This window comes from Neptunomonas phycophila (assembly GCF_001922575.1).
Lineage (GTDB): Bacteria > Pseudomonadota > Gammaproteobacteria > Pseudomonadales > Balneatricaceae > Neptunomonas > Neptunomonas phycophila.
The window spans coordinates 97,930-116,682 of sequence record NZ_MRCI01000001.1 but is presented as its reverse complement, the minus strand read 5'-3'; the positions used below and the strand labels follow the sequence as shown (position 1 = coordinate 116,682).

Below are 18,753 nucleotides of genomic sequence, written 5' to 3'. Positions count from 1 at the left end.
TATAAAGTTATTTAAATTTTACCTTTAATTTCAACATGCTAGCAAAAAAATCATCTATGAAAGCATATCATTTCATGCTTTAACTCATACAACAGAATCACAACTAATGAAATGAAATCAATTCACCACAACCCCAAACTAGAAAAATTAATAGCAGTGGCGCCAAGCATTACCAAAGGTTTGTGGCTAAAAGAACCAGAATTAGCTCAGAAAAAATGGCGCGCCTGGAGGGATTCGAACCCCCGACCAACAGGATCGGAACCTGCTACTCTATCCAGCTGAGCTACAGGCGCTTACTCATTCATGTGGGCGCTAATAATACGTAGCTAACGTGGCTTTGCCAAGCTGAAAAGCCAAAAAGTGCTTTTCATTGTCTAACCTCAATACTTTATGTTGTTATACGCCTTAAGACCAATATATAACCCCTTTTTTGTTAGGTGCTTTTATCGGTATAATTTGCGCTATTAAAATTAATGATGCTCTTAAGCATCTAATGAACCGTGACGAGGTCTCCACTGTGAAATTGATCGCTAAAGTGACATCAATCTTAAGCGCATTGGGTTTAAGTTTAGCCCTGGCTAGTTCGGTAGGTGCAGCAACCTCCGATGAAAAAATTATCGAGCGTATAAAGCCAGCGGGCAACGTATGCCTAGAAGGTGATGACTCTTGTGGCGGTGCCGCAGCAGCAGTCGCTACAACAGCCGGCGGTGCTCGCTCAGGTGAAGAGGTATATAACAGTGCTTGCGCAGCGTGCCACTCTATCGGTGTTGCTGGCGCGCCTAAGTTTGGTACGAGCGAATGGACTGACAGAGCTGCTAAGGGCATTGATAGCCTTTTAGCCACAGCCATCAGCGGTATTAATGCCATGCCACCAAAAGGAACATGTGCCACATGTTCTGACGATGAGCTGAAAATTGCTATCGAATACATGATCGATAGCGCCCCTTAATAGCCCTTATCACTTTCAATAAAAAACCTCGCACTGCGAGGTTTTTTATTGGTTTACGATGCTCTTAACGTATAGCGTCCACAAAAAAGCCCTCATAAGAGGGCTTTTTTTAATCGACTATCAGCGATTAGCCTTCAACAGACTCATCTTCAATCAAGTCTTTCATAGACAACTTAATGCGCCCACGTGGATCAACCTCAAGTACTTTAACTTTAATCACATCACCCATGTTGATGTAATCAGTCACTTTCTCAACACGCTTGTTAGCAATCTGAGAAATGTGAACTAGGCCGTCTTTACCTGGCAATAAGTTAACAAACGCACCAAACTCTTCGATACGTACCACTTTACCTTCGTAAACTTTACCAACTTCCGCTTCAGCAGTGATTTCGATAACCTTATCAGTTGCCGCTTTTGCAGAAGCTTTATCCGCTGCATAGATACGAACCGTACCATCATCATCGATGTCGATCATAGCACCCGTTTCTTCTGTCAACGAACGGATAGTCGCTCCGCCTTTACCGATAACGTCACGAATTTTCTCAGGGTTGATTTTAATCTGAGTCATCGCTGGTGCATTATCAGGAAGCTCTGGACGTGCATAACCGATAACTTTAGCCATCTCTTTCAAAATATGGGTACGTGCATTGAACGCTTGCTCCAATGCAATCTCCATAATTTCTTCGGTAATACCTGTAATCTTGATATCCATCTGCAGTGCTGTAACACCTGCTTCAGTACCAGCTACTTTAAAGTCCATATCACCTAGGTGATCTTCGTCACCCAAGATATCAGTTAAAACAGCGAACTTTTCGCCTTCTTTAACCAATCCCATTGCGATACCTGCAACAGGGGCTTTAAGCGGCACGCCAGCATCCATCATAGCTAGTGAAGCACCACAAACAGAGGCCATAGAGCTAGAGCCGTTTGATTCCGTGATTTCAGATACAATGCGGATGGTATATGGGAACTCTTCTTGTGATGGTAGCATTGCCGCTACGCCACGACGCGCTAGACGGCCATGACCTATTTCACGACGGCCTGTTGCACCCATACGTCCTGCTTCACCAACTGAATAAGGAGGGAAGTTGTAATGCAACATGAACGGATCTTTACGCTCACCTTCAATCGCATCAATGATCTGTTGATCACGTGCAGTACCTAACGTACAAGTCGCAATGGCTTGCGTTTCACCACGCGTGAATAGTGCAGAACCGTGAGTACCTTTCAGTACATCGATAGCTACTTCAATTGGACGAACCGTTTTAGTATCACGGCCATCGATACGCGGAGCACCATCAACAATACGCTGACGAACGATCTGCTTCTCAACCGAGCTCACAACACCCGACACTTCTTTAGCGCTAGGCTGACCTTCCTCACCAGACAAAGCCGCAACAGCTTGGTTACGCAACTCACTCAACGCACCTTGACGCTGCATTTTATCAGCCACTTGGTATGCATCGGCAATACCTTGACCTACAAGCTCTTTAACTTGAGCAATCAGCGCTTCGTTCTTAGCAGCTGGCTGCCAATCCCACATTGGCTTACCGGCTTCGGCTTTTAGCTCATTAATTGCATTAACAGCTACTTGCATCTCGTTGTGCGCGAACAATACCGCACCCAACATTTCATCTTCGGTTAGTTCTTGGGCTTCTGACTCAACCATCAAAACCGCATCAGACGTACCTGCAACAACCATGTCTAACTCTGAAGTAGCTAGCTGCTCATAGTTAGGGTTTAGGATATAGCCATCAGCTTCTGTAAAGCCAACACGTGCAGCACCGATTGGGCCTACGAAAGGAATGCCCGAGATCGACAAAGCCGCTGATGTACCAATCAATGCAGCAATATCCGGATCGTTTACCTTATCTGCAGACATGACCGTACAGATAACCTGTACTTCGTTCATGAAGCCTTTTGGAAACAATGGACGAATTGGACGGTCGATCAGACGTGATGTTAGTGTTTCTTTCTCTGATGGGCGCGCTTCGCGCTTGAAGAAACCACCAGGGATACGGCCTACGGCGTAGTACTTCTCTTGATAATGAACCGACAACGGGAAGAAATCTTGACCGTCTTTGGCTTCTTTAGCGCCAACAACCGTACACAATACTTGGTTGCCGCCCATAGTAACTAATACAGCGCCTGTTGCTTGGCGAGCAACACGACCCGTTTCGATTGTGACTTCTTGGCCACCAAATTGGAACGTTTTAGTAATCGTTTGAAACACGATTAACTCCTTTAAAAAGACAAAAAATATACCTGCAGGAGAGCGCGTTTCGACACCATCTTTAAGCCAGTACTCATTTGTATTTCTTATAACACAGCTATCTTATTGAATAGCAGAAACACAAATGAGTACAGGCGGGTTGAAATCGCATCCACTCAAACAGGAGGCTTATAAAACAGAGGCCATACATTGTATGGCCTCTGTAGAGTTCAGCTTAACGACGCAGACCTAGACGGCCGATCAAAGCTAAGTAACGATCCGCATCTTTCTTTTTCAAGTAATCAAGCAGCTTACGACGCGAGTTTACCATGCGGATCAGACCACGACGTGAGTGGTGATCGTGCTTATGTGCTTTGAAATGCTCTTGCAGACCAGTAATGTTAGCGGTAAGCAAAGCAACCTGTACTTCTGTACAACCTGTGTCTGCTTCACCACGACCGAAATCTGCAACGATTTGCGCTTTTTGTTCAACTGTTAACATCTGTTTAACTCCAAAAATAATATGCAGACAATCATGCACCTTTGGTGTCACGTTGCCGGTTAAATGTCACGGTATACCGAGCATATTTTCAGTAAACCGTCTAACGCAAAAGCACAAAAGAGCGCTTAAGCGAAACAATCAGAATAGGCAAAACCTCTAGCTAAGATGCAGCTTGAGTACTCAACAAACGAGTCGGCTTAAGGCGTCGATCATCTGTCACTTCACCTATCCCTAAAAAAGTATTTGAGCCTTTTTCGTGTATTCGAATCAACGAAACCGGCCTGTGCTCAACCGATACTTTTTGCCCTTGGCGAATCAACTGGCAATGCTCTGCTGTTAACTCAATCACTGGTGTATCTTCTATCGCTGACCACGGCGCTAATAATAGCGCATCAAGACGAGTTTGTATGCTTTCCTGAGACTCATCAGGCGCTTTAGGCTCAGCTATTTCACGCAATTCGTCTAAGGTAATCATATCTTTGGCGAGATAAGGCCCCGAGTCCAAGCGACGAAGCCTTTTCACATGGGCCCCACAACCTAGCAACAGCCCCAAATCCTCAACGATTGAACGAATATACGTTCCTTTTGAGCAACATATATCCAGATCAACCTCATCCCCGCGAAAGGCCATTATTTCAATCGAAAAAATGGTGACTCGACGCGGCTTGACTTCAACTTGAACGCCCTGCCTTGCCAATTTATAAAGCGGCTGCCCGTTATGCTTTAAAGCCGAGAACATTGAAGGGACTTGTTCTATCTCTCCAGTAAAATGCTCAACGAGCAAACTGGCGATACGGGCTTGCGTTATATCATCACCCACATTAGCGGTCGCGATCACCTTTCCATCAGCGTCACTGCTATCGGTTCGGATGCCTAACTTAGCCATGGTCTGATAACGCTTATTAGCATTGAGAAGAAACTGTGAAAACTTAGTAGCCTCACCAAAGGTGAGTGGCAACATACCTGTTGCTAATGGGTCAAGAGCGCCGGTATGGCCAGCCTTTGCCGCGCCAAAAAGACGCTTAGCAACCTGCAGCACATGATTAGAACTGACGCCTTGCGGTTTATCTAATAATAAAATGCCGTCCACAGGACGGCCTTTTCTTGTTCTAGCCACGCTTATTCCTCGTCAGAGGCTTCTTTATCCCGCAGCTCGCGCGCTGCTTTTTCAATCAAGCTATGTAATTGGCGACCACGTTCTACACTCTCATCGAAATGAAAACGCAACTGTGGCATTACACGTAGCTTAATTTTATGGGATAACTCATGACGTAAAAAACCAGCTGCCTTACGCAGCACATCTAACGATACGGCGATCGACTCTGCTTCATCTTGGTCTCCTAACGGTAAAACCGTGATGTAGACATCGCAATAACCTAGATCTTTAGCGACTTTTACGTGACTAATTGTCACCATCCCCATACGGGGATCTTTAATTTCAAACTGAATCACCTGAGCCAGATCCCTTTGGATCTGGTCAGCGATTCGTTGTGTACGACTAAACTCGCGTGCCATACGACTCCGTTTACAGTGTCCGTTGGACTTCAACAGTCGAGAATACCTCGATCTGATCGCCCTCTTTCACATCATTGTAGTTTTTAACGCCGATACCACATTCCATACCTTGGCGAACCTCAGCAACGGAATCTTTAAAGCGACGTAGCGACTCTAATTCGCCTTCATAGATAACAACGTTATCACGTAGTACACGAATCCGCTTGTTACGGAAGACCGTACCTTCAGTTACCATACAACCAGCAACCAAGCCCAATTTAGGCGAACGGAATACATCACGTACTTCAGCAATACCGACAATTTCTTCACGGAATTCTGGAGATAGAAGCCCCGTCATTGCCTGCTTAACGTCATCAATGATGTCGTAAATCACACTGTAGTAGCGTAATTGAATGCCTTCACGATCAATAATAGCTTTGGCTTGTGCATCAGCACGAACGTTAAAACCTATCACCAATGCAGAGGAAGCCAACGCTAAGTTCGCTTCTGTCTCAGCGATACCACCTACACCACTAGAAACAATGACGACTTTTACTTCGTCTGTCGACAAATCTTCTAGCGCGTTAGTTAACGCTTCCAGAGAACCACGCACGTCCGCTTTTAGTACGATATTCAGAGACTTAACATCGCCGGCTTGCATGTTTTCAAACAAGTTTTCAAGTTTCGATGCTTGTTGACGCGCCAACTTAACCTCGCGGTATTTGCCTTGACGGAACAATGCAACTTCACGCGCTTTCTTCTCATTGGAAACAACAGCAAACTCATCACCCGCTGCAGGCGTACCATCCAAACCAAGTATTTCAACAGGGATAGACGGGCCAGCTTCTTCAACGGCTTTACCATTCTCATCCAACATCGCACGGATGCGTCCGTAATGCAGACCGGCAAGAACAATATCACCTTTACGAAGCGTACCGTTTTGTACTAACAACGTCGCAACTGGACCACGTCCTTTATCCAAACGAGACTCAACGACTACACCTTGACCCGGTGCTTCTGGAACAGCACTCAATTCTAGAACTTCGGCCTGTAACAGCACCGCCTCTAGCAGGTCATCAATACCATGACCGGTTTTAGCCGAAACTTCGATAAATTGAACATCACCACCCCAGTCTTCAGGGATAACATCACGCTGAGCTAACTCGTTTTTAACACGATCAGGATCAGCGTCTTCTTTATCTACTTTGTTAACGGCGATAACAAGAGGAACACCAGCCGCACGCGCGTGCTGAACCGCCTCCTCTGTTTGAGGCATAACACCGTCATCAGCTGCAACCACAAGGATTACAATATCAGTCAGCTTAGCACCACGTGCTCGCATAGCCGTAAACGCAGCGTGTCCTGGAGTATCCAAGAAGGTAACCATGCCATTGTCTGTTTCAACATGGTAAGCACCAATGTGCTGCGTAATACCACCAGACTCACCGGCAGCAACACGTGTGCGACGGATGTAATCCAGCAGCGATGTTTTACCATGGTCAACGTGACCCATAACCGTAACGATTGGAGCACGGCCTTGACGATCACCTTCGTGACTTTGCATGCTTTCCATCAAGGCTTCTTCAACAGCATTTTCTTGCATCGGCTTAGGTACATGACCCATTTCCTCAACAACAAGTACCGCTGTGTCTTGATCAATTACTTGGTTAATGGTCGCCATAGCGCCCATTTTGAACATAACCTTGATCACTTCTGCCGCTTTAACTGACATTTTCTTAGCCAGTTCAGCAACCGTAATACTCTCTGGAATGGCTACATCATGAACCTTTGGTGCCTGTGGCTCAGTGAAGCCATGCTCGTTATTACGATTAGACTGCTGCTTACGCGGCGTCTTAGAGTTACGAGACAGTTTGCCACCACGACGATCATCACGATTATTAAAATCGTTACGTCCACCTCGGCCTTTTGCTGGCTTTTTATCTTCACCACGGAAGCCTTTTTTAGGCTCGGTGGTACGATTAGGCTCGGCTGGTTTAGCCTTAGTAGGTTGTTTTACTTCCACCGGTTTCTCTTTTGCAACGGGTTTGGCTTCAGCAGGCTTAGGTGCTGGAGCTTCTGTTTGCTGAGGAGCCGCGGCTTGTTTCTCTTTAGCTGCTTCCGCCTGTTTACGAGCAGCTTCTTCTGCTTCGAGACGTGCCTTTTCTTCAGCTTCTTTCTTGGCTTGCTCTGCAGCAACGCGTGCTGCTTCTTCTGCTGCCAAACGTGCTTGCTCTTCAGCTTGTGCTTGCTGAGCAGCCTCATCCGTATCAACATCTGAACGCTTAACGTATGTACGAGTTTTACGCACTTCTACATTAACGGTTTTTTTCTTACCGGAAGCACCAGCTACTTTAAGCTGAGATGTTGTCTTACGCTTTAATGTGATTTTTTTCGGGGAATCGCCATCACCGTTTTCATCACCATGAGATCGTTTTAAATGACCTAACAATGATTGACGCTCGGTTTCAGAAACCATTGAATCTTGGTTCTTACCAGCAATACCCGCTTCCTGCATCTGCGTTAATAAACGCTCAACGGGAACACCAACCACATCGGCAAGTTGTTTTACTGTGACTTCTGCCATATTGGTAAATCTCCTCCGTTGACTTTAAGCTTCATCCGCAAACCAGGGCGCACGTGCGGTCATTATAATTTCCGCCGCTTTTTCTTCAGTCATATTTTCAATTTCCAGAAGCTCTTCAACTGATTGCTCAGCAAGGTCTTCCATTGTAACAACACCACGAGCGGCTAACAGGAACGCCAAGTGACGATCCATACCTTCCATCGTGAGTAGGTCTTCTGCAGGCTCAGCATTCTCTAGCTGTTCCTCATTTGCTAACGCCATATTTAACAGTGCATCTTTGGCGCGCGAGCGAAGCTCATTAACGATGTCTTCATCAAAGCCGTCGATTTCTAACATTTCATCAACAGGCACATAAGCGACTTCTTCTAACGTAGTGAAACCTTCTTCCACTAAAATAGAAGCGACATCTTCATCCACGTCTAAGTGCTTAATAAACACATCCATAACAGAGCCCATTTCAGACTGCTGTTTTGCCTGCGCTTCATCTTCAGACATGACATTGAGTTCCCAGCCAGTCAGCTCAGATGCCAAGCGAACATTTTGACCGCCGCGACCGATAGCCATAGCTAAGGCTTCTTCCGCAACAGCAACATCCATAGAGTGGGACTCTTCTTCGATAACGATCGAAGCCACTTCTGCTGGTGACATCGCGTTAATAACTAACTGTGCAGGATTATCATCCCACAAAATAATATCAACTCGCTCACCGCCAAGTTCATTGGAAACCGCTTGCACACGAGCACCACGCATGCCCACGCAAGCACCAACAGGGTCTATGCGACCGTCGTTTGTTTTTACGGCAATTTTAGCGCGCGATCCAGGATCTCGAGCAGCGGCACGGATATCAATAACTTCTTCTGATATTTCGGGTACTTCAATACGGAAAAGTTCAATCAACATCTCTGGGCAGGTGCGACTTAAGATCAGCTGCGGGCCGCGGCCTTCAGAACGAACCTCAGTTAAAACGGCACGCACACGGTCGCCCATACGAAATACTTCACGCGGCAAAACATTTTCACGAGGTAATAACGCTTCAGCGTTGTTACCTAGATCCACAATAATGTTGTCCCGTGTAACTTTCTTTACACTAGCCGAAATCAACTCGCCAATTTTGTCGCGGTACAAATCAACAACTTTAGCGCGCTCAGCTTCACGCACTTTCTGCACGATAACCTGTTTAGCGGTCTGCGCGGCTATGCGGCCAAAGGCAACCGACTCAACCTGTTCTTCATAGGTATCGCCCGGCTGCAATTTGCTATCAATTTCTTCGGCTTCTTGAAATGTTAACTCAGTGCCTAACATTGGCACCACGTCATTAGTTACAACCAACCAGCTACGGAAAGTTTCATAATCACCCGTGGCACGGTCAATAACGACGCGAATTTCTGCTTCTTCGTCGTAACGTTTTTTAGTCGCTGTTGCTAGCGCCAACTCAATGGCTTCAAAAATGACGTCTTTAGGTACGTCTTTTTCATTAGAAACTGCTTCTGCAACCAGTAGAATCTCTTTATTCATGCTGCTGCCTCGCTCTATCCTCGATAGTACTTTTAAAACTGTGGGACAACTTGTGCGCGATCGATCAAATCAATCGGAAGCAAAAACTCTTCGTCATCCACAACCAGCAATATATCTTCGCCTTCGGTGCCATTTAGCAACCCTTTAAAATTTCGGCGACCTTCAAATGGAATACGCAGCTTTACCTGTACGATGTTACCTGCATACTCTGTAAACTGTTCAAGCGTATACAGAGGGCGATCCATACCTGGGGAAGATACTTCAAGCGTATATTCTCCGGAAATTGGATCTTCGACATCAAGCACACCACTAATTTGATGGCTCACTGCCGCGCAATCATCCACAGACACACCACCCTCTTTTTCGATATAAACACGCAACATGCTGTGTTTACCTTGGGTAATATATTCCATACCCCACAGGCTACAGTCTAGAGACTGCACGACAGGCTCCAGCATCTCCTGAATTTTTTTCAGCTTTGCTGACACTTATTAACCTCTGCTAAACCATTCGGAAACAAAAAATGGGTCTCTTAGGACCCATTTCTGCGAATACATTGAAAACCACATTTACGAAAAAGCCCCTTGATAGGGGCCAATTCATAATAAGTGGTAGCGGGAGCTGGATTTGAACCAACGACCTTCGGGTTATGAGCCCGACGAGCTACCAGACTGCTCCATCCCGCATCAGAAACAGGTGCATAACTATACACATTATGCACTTGCATTGCAAATTATGGTGCCCAAGGCCGGACTCGAACCGGCACAGCCATAAGCCACTACCCCCTCAAGATAGCGTGTCTACCAATTCCACCACTTGGGCAAAAACTAACTACTCACCTGCTGAGGGAACATCAGCATCAACCGGAGCTGATTGCTGTTGCTCAAGTACAGGTAATTCAGGAACAGCATCTACAGACTGAACCTCTTCGATGCTAGGAATACCCGCATCTGAAATACTTGATGCCTGCTGCTTAGCATAAAAAGCCAAAACAAAACTGGTCACAAACAAGCCAGCAGCAAGAATAGCCGTAAAGCGCCCTAAAACATTTCCAGAGCCCTGACTACCAAAAACAGTTTGCGAAGCACCAGCACCAAAAGCTGCACCAGCTTCTGCGCCTTTACCTTGCTGCAGCATAACAAGAGCAATGATACCTGCCGCTAAAATCACATGTACCGCTAGAACTACAGTTTCCATTATTTAGACCGCCTAGACATTATCTGCAGCTGCGCTGCATATCGTCAAAAATTCGTTAACCTTCAAAGATGCTCCACCAACAAGGCCACCATCTATATCCGGCTGGGCAAACAATGCGCCTGCACTCTTCGCATTGACACTCCCACCGTAAAGTATCGACATTTCATCCGCTACTTTACGACTATATTCTTCAGCTAAAACTTCACGCACACTTGCATGAACATTTTGCGCTTGTTCTGGCGTTGCTGTCCGGCCTGTACCAATAGCCCATACAGGTTCATATGCAAGGGTTACCTTTTCCAGCTCAGCAATCGATAAACGACTCAGACCCAATACCACTTGGCTTTTAATGACCGCAAGGTAATCACCCGCTTCACGCTGCTCAAGTGTCTCACCAACGCACAGCATCGGCATCAAGCCATTATCTACAGCCGCTTTAACTTTTGCCGCCACAACATCATCTTGCTCGCCAAATAAAGACCGGCGCTCTGAGTGCCCTACCAACACATAACTACAACCTGCTTCTTTAACCATTGAAGCAGAGAGTTCACCAGTGTAAGCACCCGAAGGCTCGCTGTTAATATTTTGAATCCCAGTTTTGCAACCAGAACAATCCACAAACGAACCAGCCAAGATAGAGGGAGGAAAAACCACGACGGACACATCAGTAGGTAAGCTGGCTTCTTTTAGTGCATGGACCATATCTGCAGCAAGCTGCTTTGTCCCATTCATCTTCCAGTTACCTGCGACAATTAACTTCCGCATAGTGACCCTCCATTCAAGAGGCGCAAATATTAACGAAGTTACTCTTGGCTTACAAGAGCATACAAAGCATTTTCTACATCTTTAGCTAATTCAGCACACAATTTTTCAACCAAGGATTTATCTTTACCTTCCAGCATCACCCGAACAAGAGGTTCCGTGCCAGAAGGTCGCAGTAAAACCCGACCATTTCCACCGAGTGCGGCTTCTGTACGCTGCACTGCTGACTGAATTTCCTCCACCGAACGAATATCAACACGCTTATGCATTCTTACGTTAATCATAGTCTGCGGCATTTTTTCCATTGCCTTTTTTAACTCGTGCAATGTCAAACCCGTATCTTTTATCGCTCGCAAAACCTGCAGTGCGGAAATCGTGCCATCACCTGTTGATGTCAAATGTTTACATACAATATGTCCCGAGCTTTCACCACCGACAGACCAACCCCGGTTTTTAAGCTCTTCCATAACATACCGATCACCAACGTTAGCTCGCACAAAAGGCACACCCATTGCCGAAAATGCCTGCTCTAACCCAAAATTGCTCATCAGCGTCCCGACAACACCACCTTCTAGCTCACCGCGGTCTTTCATTTGCTTAGCAATAATGAATAACGCCTCATCTCCATCAACGACCTCACCTTGGTGATCCACCAGAATGAGCCGGTCGCCATCCCCGTCCAACGCTATGCCAAGATCGGCTTTCTCTCCCACTACAACTTTTTGTAAACGCTGAGGCGCGGTAGCCCCACACGCCTCATTGATATTGACTCCGTCTGGCGAGGACGCTACTTCAACAACTTCTGCTCCCAGCTCCGATAAAACTTCCGGGCTGACATGATAGGTCGCCCCGTTAGCGCAATCTAATACGATCTTCATGCCCTGCAAGTTAAACCCTGTTGGCACAGAAGATTTACAAAACTCGATATAACGCCCCGGCGCATCAGGTACCCGCTTAGCCTTGCCTAGGCGCGCAGAATCTACCGTCGTCATCACAAGGTCCATTTGCGCCTCAATGGCATGCTCGATCTCATCGGGCAATTTCGTGCCTTGCGCCGAGAAAAACTTAATCCCGTTATCCCCATAGGCATTATGAGAAGCCGATATAACAATACCCGCATTCGCTTGAAACGTTCGCGTAAGATAAGCAATAGCTGGAGTAGGCATTGGCCCTGTAAGTAAAACATCGACACCTGCCGCCGATAGACCCGCCTCTAGAGCGGACTCGAACATGTAGCCCGATATACGCGTATCCTTACCAATAAGAATTTTGCAGCGCCCATCACGAGCAAAGACTTTACCCGCAGCCCAGCCCAGCTTGAGCATAAAATCAGGGGTGATTGGAAACTTCCCTACCTGACCACGAATACCATCCGTTCCAAAATATTGCTTACTCACATCCATACTCTCTTGTTAAACACGCTTTGCGTTCAAAATCGCTTCGGTCATTTTAACCACATCCACTGTTTCGCTTACATCGTGAACCCTGACTATCTTTGCTCCTTTCATTACCGCACATGCAACGGTAGCTAACCCTCCCGACAAGCGTTGATCGACAGGCTTGTCGAGCACCCCATCGATCATACTTTTTCGGGACGTCCCCACCAGCAAAGGCAAATCATCCAACAGCACATTCTCCAGACTGTTCATTAACCAGAGATTATGATCAAGCGTTTTTCCAAATCCAAATCCAGGATCTAAACAAATCCTCTTCGCTTCGATACCAGCAGCCTTACATAAAGCAACACGTTCACGCAAAAACACCAACACTTCATCTACGACCGAATCATACTTAGGCGCTTCTTGCATCGATAAAGGAGCCCCCTGCATATGCATTAAACACACCGCCATTGATGATTTAGCGACAGCATCAACCGCCCCAGGACGCAATAATGCGCGAACATCATTAATCATACCCGCACCCAAATCACCGGCCGCTGCCATTAAAGTGGGAGTGCTCGTATCAACTGAAATAACAACGTCCATTTCTTGCGCGATTCGCTCCACTACAGGCAAAACTCGATCCATTTCCTCTTGCTCAGAGACTGGTGTTGCTCCGGGGCGCGTAGACTCACCACCGACATCGATTAAAGTAGCGCCCTCATCGAGCATAACTCGTGCTCGTGCTAACGCCTTATCTAAATCGTCCCTATGGGAGAAATAACGCCCGCCATCCGAAAAAGAGTCCGGCGTCACATTTAAAATACCCATGACGTGAACACGGGACATATCCAAGGTTCGGGAACCACATACCAACTGTTTCATACTAGACCACATACAAAAAGACCGAATACTGCACCAGCATCCGGTCTATTAAATCAACGACTAAGCGCAATAATTAAGCAGGTTTTCCGTCTTCGCCAATCACCCCATCATCCTCGGGCTTTGACTGATCATTAGCGACTGGCGCATCCGATTCGGCAACAGCCTCCCCCGAAGAAGGAGTCGATGTCGGCTCATCTCCATCATCAACCCAACCTTCTGGCGGAGTAACGGGTTTACGCGCCATTAACTCATCTATTTGATCACTATTAATCGTTTCGTATTTAATCAATGCTTGAGTCATCGCTTCTAAAATATCGCGGTTATCTACCAGCAGTTTGTGCGCTTGCTCGTAACAACTGTTGATAATAGAGCGAACTTCAGCATCAATACTACGCTGCGTTTCTTCAGCCAATGGCTTAGCTCCTTGGCCGTAACCATGACCAAATGGGTCGCCATCTTCATCATCATACAACAACGGACCTAACGCTTCCGATAAACCCCACTTGGTTACCATATTACGAGCCAACGACGTCGCACGTTGAATATCATTTGACGCGCCAGTGGTGACCCCTTCTTTACCCAAGGTCATCTCTTCCGCTATACGGCCACCGTATAGCGAGCAAATATTTGAGATAATTGTCTGACGGCTGTGACTATAACGATCTTCAGCAGGCAGGAACATTGTCACACCTAACGCACGACCACGCGGAATAATCGACACTTTGTATACTGGGTCATGCTCAGGCATTAACCGACCAACAATCGCGTGACCTGACTCATGGTATGCTGTGTTAAGACGCTCTTTGTAAGCCATAACCATCGACTTACGCTCAGCACCCATCATGATTTTATCTTTAGCGCTCTCAAACTGCTCCATACCAACGGTACGCTTATTACTGCGCGCCGCGAACAAAGCAGCTTCGTTCACAAGGTTAGCTAGATCAGCCCCGGAGAAGCCTGGCGTGCCACGCGCAATAAGCTCGGGCTTTACATCATCAGCCATTGGCACTTTGCGCATGTGTACTTTAAGGATTTTTTCACGACCACGAATATCAGGCAGTCCGACGTTAACTTGGCGGTCAAAACGGCCTGGGCGAAGTAACGCTGGGTCTAGAACGTCAGGACGGTTGGTTGCTGCAATAACAATGACACCTTCCGTACCCTCAAAACCATCCATTTCAACCAACAACTGGTTTAATGTTTGCTCTCGCTCATCATTACCACCACCCATACCTACGCCACGATGGCGACCAACGGCGTCAATCTCATCGATAAAGATAATACATGGCGCGTGCTTTTTAGCTTGCTCGAACATATCACGCACACGAGAAGCACCCACACCGACAAACATCTCAACGAAGTCGGAACCAGAGATACTAAAGAAAGGCACTTTCGCTTCACCAGCAATGGCTTTTGCCAGCAAAGTTTTACCCGTACCTGGGCTACCTGACATTAAAACACCGCGCGGAATATGACCACCTAAGCGCTGAAACTTGCCCGGGTCACGTAGATAGTCAACCAGCTCTTTAACGTCTTCTTTTGCTTCTTCAACACCTGCCACATCATCAAATGTGGTTTTGATTTGATCTTCACTCATCATTTTGGCTTTAGATTTACCAAATGACATTGGGCCGCCTTTACCGCCACCGCCTTGCATCTGACGCATAAAGAACATAAATATGGCGATAATGATGAGGATAGGGAATGACGCCACTAATAACTGCGACCAAATGCTTTGCTGCTCAGGCTGCTTACCTTCCACAACAACATCATGCGATAACAAATCATCCACTAGTTTAGGGTCTTGCAGCGCTGGGCGAACCGTTTTAAAGGTTTCACCATTAGTACGGGTCCCTATAATGTTGTACCCGTCGATGACCACTTTAGAAACACGATCAGATTGCACTTCTTTAACAAATTCAGAGTAGTTCAACCGGCTAGTTTCCGTCTCAGTACTGAAATTATTAAATACTGTTAGCAGTACTGCAGCGATGACCAACCAAAGCACTAAATTTTTAGCCATATCGTTCAAAAGACAACCCTCAATAAAATTCTCTACAAGCAGAGTAGAACTATATCAGTTTACTAACCGTTACACATAGATCACTTAAGCCCTATGCCTACTATATACACTTCTCGTGATCGCGCCCGCGATGAATCCGGTTTACGTGTCACCACTTTTTTGAAGTGTGTACGCACATCGGCCATATACTGATCAAAGCCTTCGCCCTGAAACACTTTAGCAACGAAGTTACCGTTTGGCTTTAACACCTGCTTCGCCATATCTAACGCTAATTCGACTAGATATATGCCAGCTGGTTGATCGACACCGCTATTACCACTCATATTGGGGGCCATATCAGAAATTACAAGGTCTGCTAGCTCGTTTCCCATAACATCTAAGATTTCATTAAGCACAGACTCTTCCGTAAAGTCGCCCTGAACAAACTCAACACCCGGTAATGGGTCCATCTCAAGAATATCAGAAGCAACAACCCTTCCTTGGTCCCCCACCAGTTCGGCAGCCACCTGCGACCACCCACCTGGCGCTGCGCCAAGATCAACAACAGTCATACCTTTACGGAACAATTTATCTTTATCTTGCAGTTCTAATAATTTAAAGCTCGCACGAGAGCGATAACCTTGTTCTTTCGATTTTTTGACGTACTGATCATCAAAATGTTCCTTCAACCAACGACCGCTACTTTTAGATCTTGACACAAATAAATCTCTGTTGTTTTACCGAGAGCAACTCTCAGGTAAAATTGTTTTTTTAATGTGGCTTTGCCACCCAAAAGAGAACACTATTCTAGTATGGCCCTGACATCTGATCAAAAAAAGCAGTTTCGCACAATTGGCCACAGCCTCAACCCCATTGTTATGGTGGCAGGCAAAGGCTTAACCGAGAACATTCAACTTGAAGTGGACCGCGCACTTGAAGACCACGAGCTGATTAAAGTTAAATTTGCTGTGGGTGATCGAGATATCAAGAAGCAGCTCATACAAGAGCTTTGCTCTGTAGTTGAAGCAACAGTTGTGCAAGAAATAGGCAACATTGCTCTTATCTATCGCGCATCATTGGATCCGAACCCGAAGCTGTCTAACATTCTACGTTAAAGCCGCTTCCACGCTTTACAAGCAACCCCTTGGCGGATATCTCCGGCAGGGGTTACTTCGCCTTCATATACTACCCATTACAAAACAAAAAGTTTTTAATCAGCTCTTTTCCGCCTTCAGTTGCGAAGGATTCGGGATGAAATTGAATTCCATAGATAGGAAATTCTCTGTGCTGAACCCCCATAATTTCAAACTCACCACCCTGACGAACTTTTGCTGGGTTCTCAAAATCAGATAACTGTAGATCACCTACCACAGCTGTCACTTTCAGTGCTTGCGGGAAACTCTCCGATTGTGCAATCAAAGAATGATAACGCATCACCTCTAACTGATCAGGAATCTCATGGAACATCCCCTCACCATCGTGACTAATAGGGCTAACTTTACCGTGCATCGGCAGCGGCGCTTTAACCACCTTTCCGCCAAATACATGAGTAATACCCTGCATCCCCAAACACACACCTAACAGCGGCGTAGATTTACCCAGTTCTTTTATAACCTGTGCGCACACGCCAAAGTATTTCTCATCATCCGGTGAGCCTGGCCCAGGGGAGATAATGATGCGGTCTGGATTCTCAGCTTTAATCTGCTCCAAGGTGACTTCATCGTTACGCTTTACGATGATCTGGAAGTCATCCACACGCCCTTTCGATTTTTCAGATGTCAGAATTTCACCAATGAACTGATACAGGTTGTAGGTAAAGGAGTCGTAGTTATCCACAATAAAGACTTTCATGATGACACCTCCGCCTTAATAAACTGATCTAATACTTTTTTAGTACCGGCAAATTTACGGCGAATCTCTTCATACTCATCTTCAGCATTGGAGTCGTACACGTTACCGCCGCAGGTTTGTACATACGCTTGTTCACCATTGGCAAATACTGTACGAATTGGGATGGCGAATGTGCAATCACCATTAAACGAGAAGTGCCCAACTGCGCCGCCGTAAGGGCCACGACCATCCGCTTCAAGATCATCAATGATCTTCATTGCTTCAATTTTAGGTGCACCCGTTAACGTACCGGCGGGGAAGTTACTGGCTAATGCAGAGAACATGTCGTGTTCTTCGGCGATAATCCCAACAATCTCACTGGAGATATGCTGTACATGACTAAAGCGCTTGATGTCCATCAAGCTACGCACTTTAACGGTACCAAACTGGGCAACACGGCCAATGTCGTTGCGGTGTAGATCGACGATCATATTGTGCTCGGCAATCTCTTTAGGGTCATTGAGTAGCACGCGCGCTAATTCGCGGTCTTCTTCTTCGTTTTTGCCACGCATCGCAGTGCCGGCCAGCGGGAAGGTTTCCATCTCGCCTTGGCGTAGACGGAACAGCAGCTCTGGGCTTGCACCAATGAGTTTTTGATCTCCAAATTTCACGTAATACATCTGCGGCGATGGGTTTACTTCACGCAGTTGCTCGTAAATATTGATAGTGTCGCCTTCTAACTTGAAACGCTTTTTAAAACCGACTTCTGTTTGGAATATTTTGCCGTCGATGATGTCTTGTTTCACCTTCATCACCGCATCGGCATGCTCGCTTTGGGACATGGTATCGCCCAAATTGGTGATGCTTAAGGGGCCATTACCTTCGTACGGGCGAGCGATAAGTTCGTTGATCAACTCAATACGATTATCGGTGTAATAGAAGTAAAAAATTTCACCGGTCATTTTGTCTAGGATAAGACCGTCTTTAAACAGTCCAAATTTGAACGCATCAAAATGCTCGCTGGTTTGCAGGCTCAGGCTAGGCTCAAAGTAATTCATGCTGTCATAGCCTAGGTAACCGGTTAAGCCACCCGCATACTTACGAGAGATCACATTTTGCGGAATGATATCGCGCAGTAAGTAGTATGGATTATCGCTTTCGTAGGTCTCGCTGCTGCCATCCCGTTCTTGAATGGTGAGCGTTTTACCGTTCGCATATAAAATCTGTTCTGGGTCAAACCCGATGATGGAGTAACGCGAGATAAAGCTCTCTTCGCCCAAAGACTCCAACATAAAACAGGTATCAAACTGCTTTTCGATCTTTTTAAAGAGTGCGAAAAAATCGCAATCGGCTGCCACCGCAACATAATGCGGCTTGCGGGGCAGTTTTATCGGTTCAGGTTTTTTGGCCATGATGATCTCTATAATTGGTTATCCGACGAA

Annotated in this window: 17 protein-coding genes and 3 tRNA genes; 2 read left to right on the top strand and 18 right to left on the bottom strand. The window is 46.3% G+C overall.

The features are described from left to right. Window positions 1-216: 216 nt before the first annotated feature. A tRNA-Arg gene (locus BS617_RS00570) sits at window positions 217-293 on the bottom strand. Window positions 294-517: 224 nt separating this feature from the next. Between BS617_RS00570 and BS617_RS00565 the strand changes: the two genes are divergently transcribed. Beyond that, a complete protein-coding gene (locus BS617_RS00565) occupies window positions 518-949 on the top strand; it encodes a c-type cytochrome (protein WP_370052942.1) in 432 nt (143 codons plus the stop codon). Between the two features lie 127 nt (window positions 950-1,076). Here the strand turns inward: BS617_RS00565 and pnp are convergent, their stop codons facing one another. The 15 genes from pnp to rlmE form a co-directional block, all read right to left on the bottom strand. After that, on the bottom strand, window positions 1,077-3,182 hold the full coding sequence (gene pnp / locus BS617_RS00560) for a polyribonucleotide nucleotidyltransferase (RefSeq protein WP_075170993.1): 2,106 nt from the start codon (window positions 3,180-3,182) through the stop codon (window positions 1,077-1,079). A gap of 214 nt (window positions 3,183-3,396) precedes the next feature. Then, a complete protein-coding gene (gene rpsO, locus BS617_RS00555) occupies window positions 3,397-3,663 on the bottom strand; it encodes a 30S ribosomal protein S15 (RefSeq protein ID WP_075170992.1) in 267 nt (88 codons plus the stop codon). Window positions 3,664-3,823: 160 nt separating this feature from the next. Next, complete coding sequence (gene truB, locus BS617_RS00550) at window positions 3,824-4,780, bottom strand: tRNA pseudouridine(55) synthase TruB (protein ID WP_075170991.1); 957 nt, start codon at window positions 4,778-4,780, stop codon at window positions 3,824-3,826. 2 nt (window positions 4,781-4,782) lie between these two features. Beyond that, the gene (gene rbfA / locus BS617_RS00545) at window positions 4,783-5,178 is read right to left on the bottom strand and encodes a 30S ribosome-binding factor RbfA (protein WP_075170990.1); all 396 of its coding nucleotides are present in this window, start codon (window positions 5,176-5,178) and stop codon (window positions 4,783-4,785) included. A gap of 10 nt (window positions 5,179-5,188) precedes the next feature. Further along, on the bottom strand, window positions 5,189-7,741 hold the full coding sequence (gene infB, locus BS617_RS00540) for a translation initiation factor IF-2 (RefSeq protein ID WP_075170989.1): 2,553 nt from the start codon (window positions 7,739-7,741) through the stop codon (window positions 5,189-5,191). Window positions 7,742-7,765: 24 nt separating this feature from the next. Then, window positions 7,766-9,256 carry a transcription termination factor NusA gene (gene nusA / locus BS617_RS00535; protein ID WP_075170988.1) on the bottom strand — a complete coding sequence of 497 codons (1,491 nt, stop codon included), beginning with the start codon at window positions 9,254-9,256 and terminating at the stop codon, window positions 7,766-7,768. A gap of 32 nt (window positions 9,257-9,288) precedes the next feature. Beyond that, window positions 9,289-9,744, bottom strand: a complete 456-nt coding sequence (gene rimP, locus BS617_RS00530) for a ribosome maturation factor RimP (RefSeq protein WP_075170987.1) — start codon at window positions 9,742-9,744, stop codon at window positions 9,289-9,291. 121 nt (window positions 9,745-9,865) lie between these two features. Then, a tRNA-Met gene (locus tag BS617_RS00525) sits at window positions 9,866-9,942 on the bottom strand. A 50-nt stretch (window positions 9,943-9,992) separates the two neighbouring features. Beyond that, window positions 9,993-10,078 (bottom strand) — tRNA-Leu (locus tag BS617_RS00520). A 9-nt stretch (window positions 10,079-10,087) separates the two neighbouring features. Continuing rightward, a complete protein-coding gene (gene secG, locus BS617_RS00515) occupies window positions 10,088-10,453 on the bottom strand; it encodes a preprotein translocase subunit SecG (RefSeq protein WP_212667398.1) in 366 nt (121 codons plus the stop codon). 12 nt (window positions 10,454-10,465) lie between these two features. Beyond that, window positions 10,466-11,218, bottom strand: a complete 753-nt coding sequence (gene tpiA / locus BS617_RS00510; protein WP_075170985.1) for a triose-phosphate isomerase — start codon at window positions 11,216-11,218, stop codon at window positions 10,466-10,468. A gap of 38 nt (window positions 11,219-11,256) precedes the next feature. Then, window positions 11,257-12,612, bottom strand: a complete 1,356-nt coding sequence (glmM, locus tag BS617_RS00505; protein ID WP_075173363.1) for a phosphoglucosamine mutase — start codon at window positions 12,610-12,612, stop codon at window positions 11,257-11,259. Between the two features lie 15 nt (window positions 12,613-12,627). Further along, a complete protein-coding gene (folP, locus tag BS617_RS00500; protein ID WP_212667397.1) occupies window positions 12,628-13,479 on the bottom strand; it encodes a dihydropteroate synthase in 852 nt (283 codons plus the stop codon). A gap of 73 nt (window positions 13,480-13,552) precedes the next feature. Continuing rightward, on the bottom strand, window positions 13,553-15,502 hold the full coding sequence (gene ftsH / locus BS617_RS00495) for an ATP-dependent zinc metalloprotease FtsH (RefSeq protein ID WP_075173362.1): 1,950 nt from the start codon (window positions 15,500-15,502) through the stop codon (window positions 13,553-13,555). 80 nt (window positions 15,503-15,582) lie between these two features. Then, entirely contained in the window at window positions 15,583-16,200 is a 618-nt protein-coding gene (gene rlmE / locus BS617_RS00490; protein WP_075170983.1) for a 23S rRNA (uridine(2552)-2'-O)-methyltransferase RlmE, read from the bottom strand. 93 nt (window positions 16,201-16,293) lie between these two features. Here rlmE and BS617_RS00485 point away from each other — a divergent pair, with 93 nt between their 5' ends. After that, entirely contained in the window at window positions 16,294-16,596 is a 303-nt protein-coding gene (locus BS617_RS00485; RefSeq protein ID WP_075170982.1) for a YhbY family RNA-binding protein, read from the top strand. Between the two features lie 70 nt (window positions 16,597-16,666). On the opposite strand, the gene BS617_RS00480 is transcribed toward BS617_RS00485, so the two are convergent. Together BS617_RS00480 and BS617_RS00475 are read right to left on the bottom strand one after the other, a co-directional pair. Next, window positions 16,667-17,332 (bottom strand): anthranilate synthase component II, encoded by a 666-nt coding sequence (locus BS617_RS00480; protein ID WP_075170981.1) that lies wholly within the window; start codon window positions 17,330-17,332, stop codon window positions 16,667-16,669. Further along, window positions 17,329-18,723, bottom strand: coding sequence for an anthranilate synthase component I family protein (locus tag BS617_RS00475; protein ID WP_075170980.1), 1,395 nt, complete (start codon window positions 18,721-18,723; stop codon window positions 17,329-17,331). The genes BS617_RS00480 and BS617_RS00475 overlap by 4 nt, the downstream gene beginning before the upstream one ends. Between the last annotated feature and the right edge of the window lie 30 nt (window positions 18,724-18,753).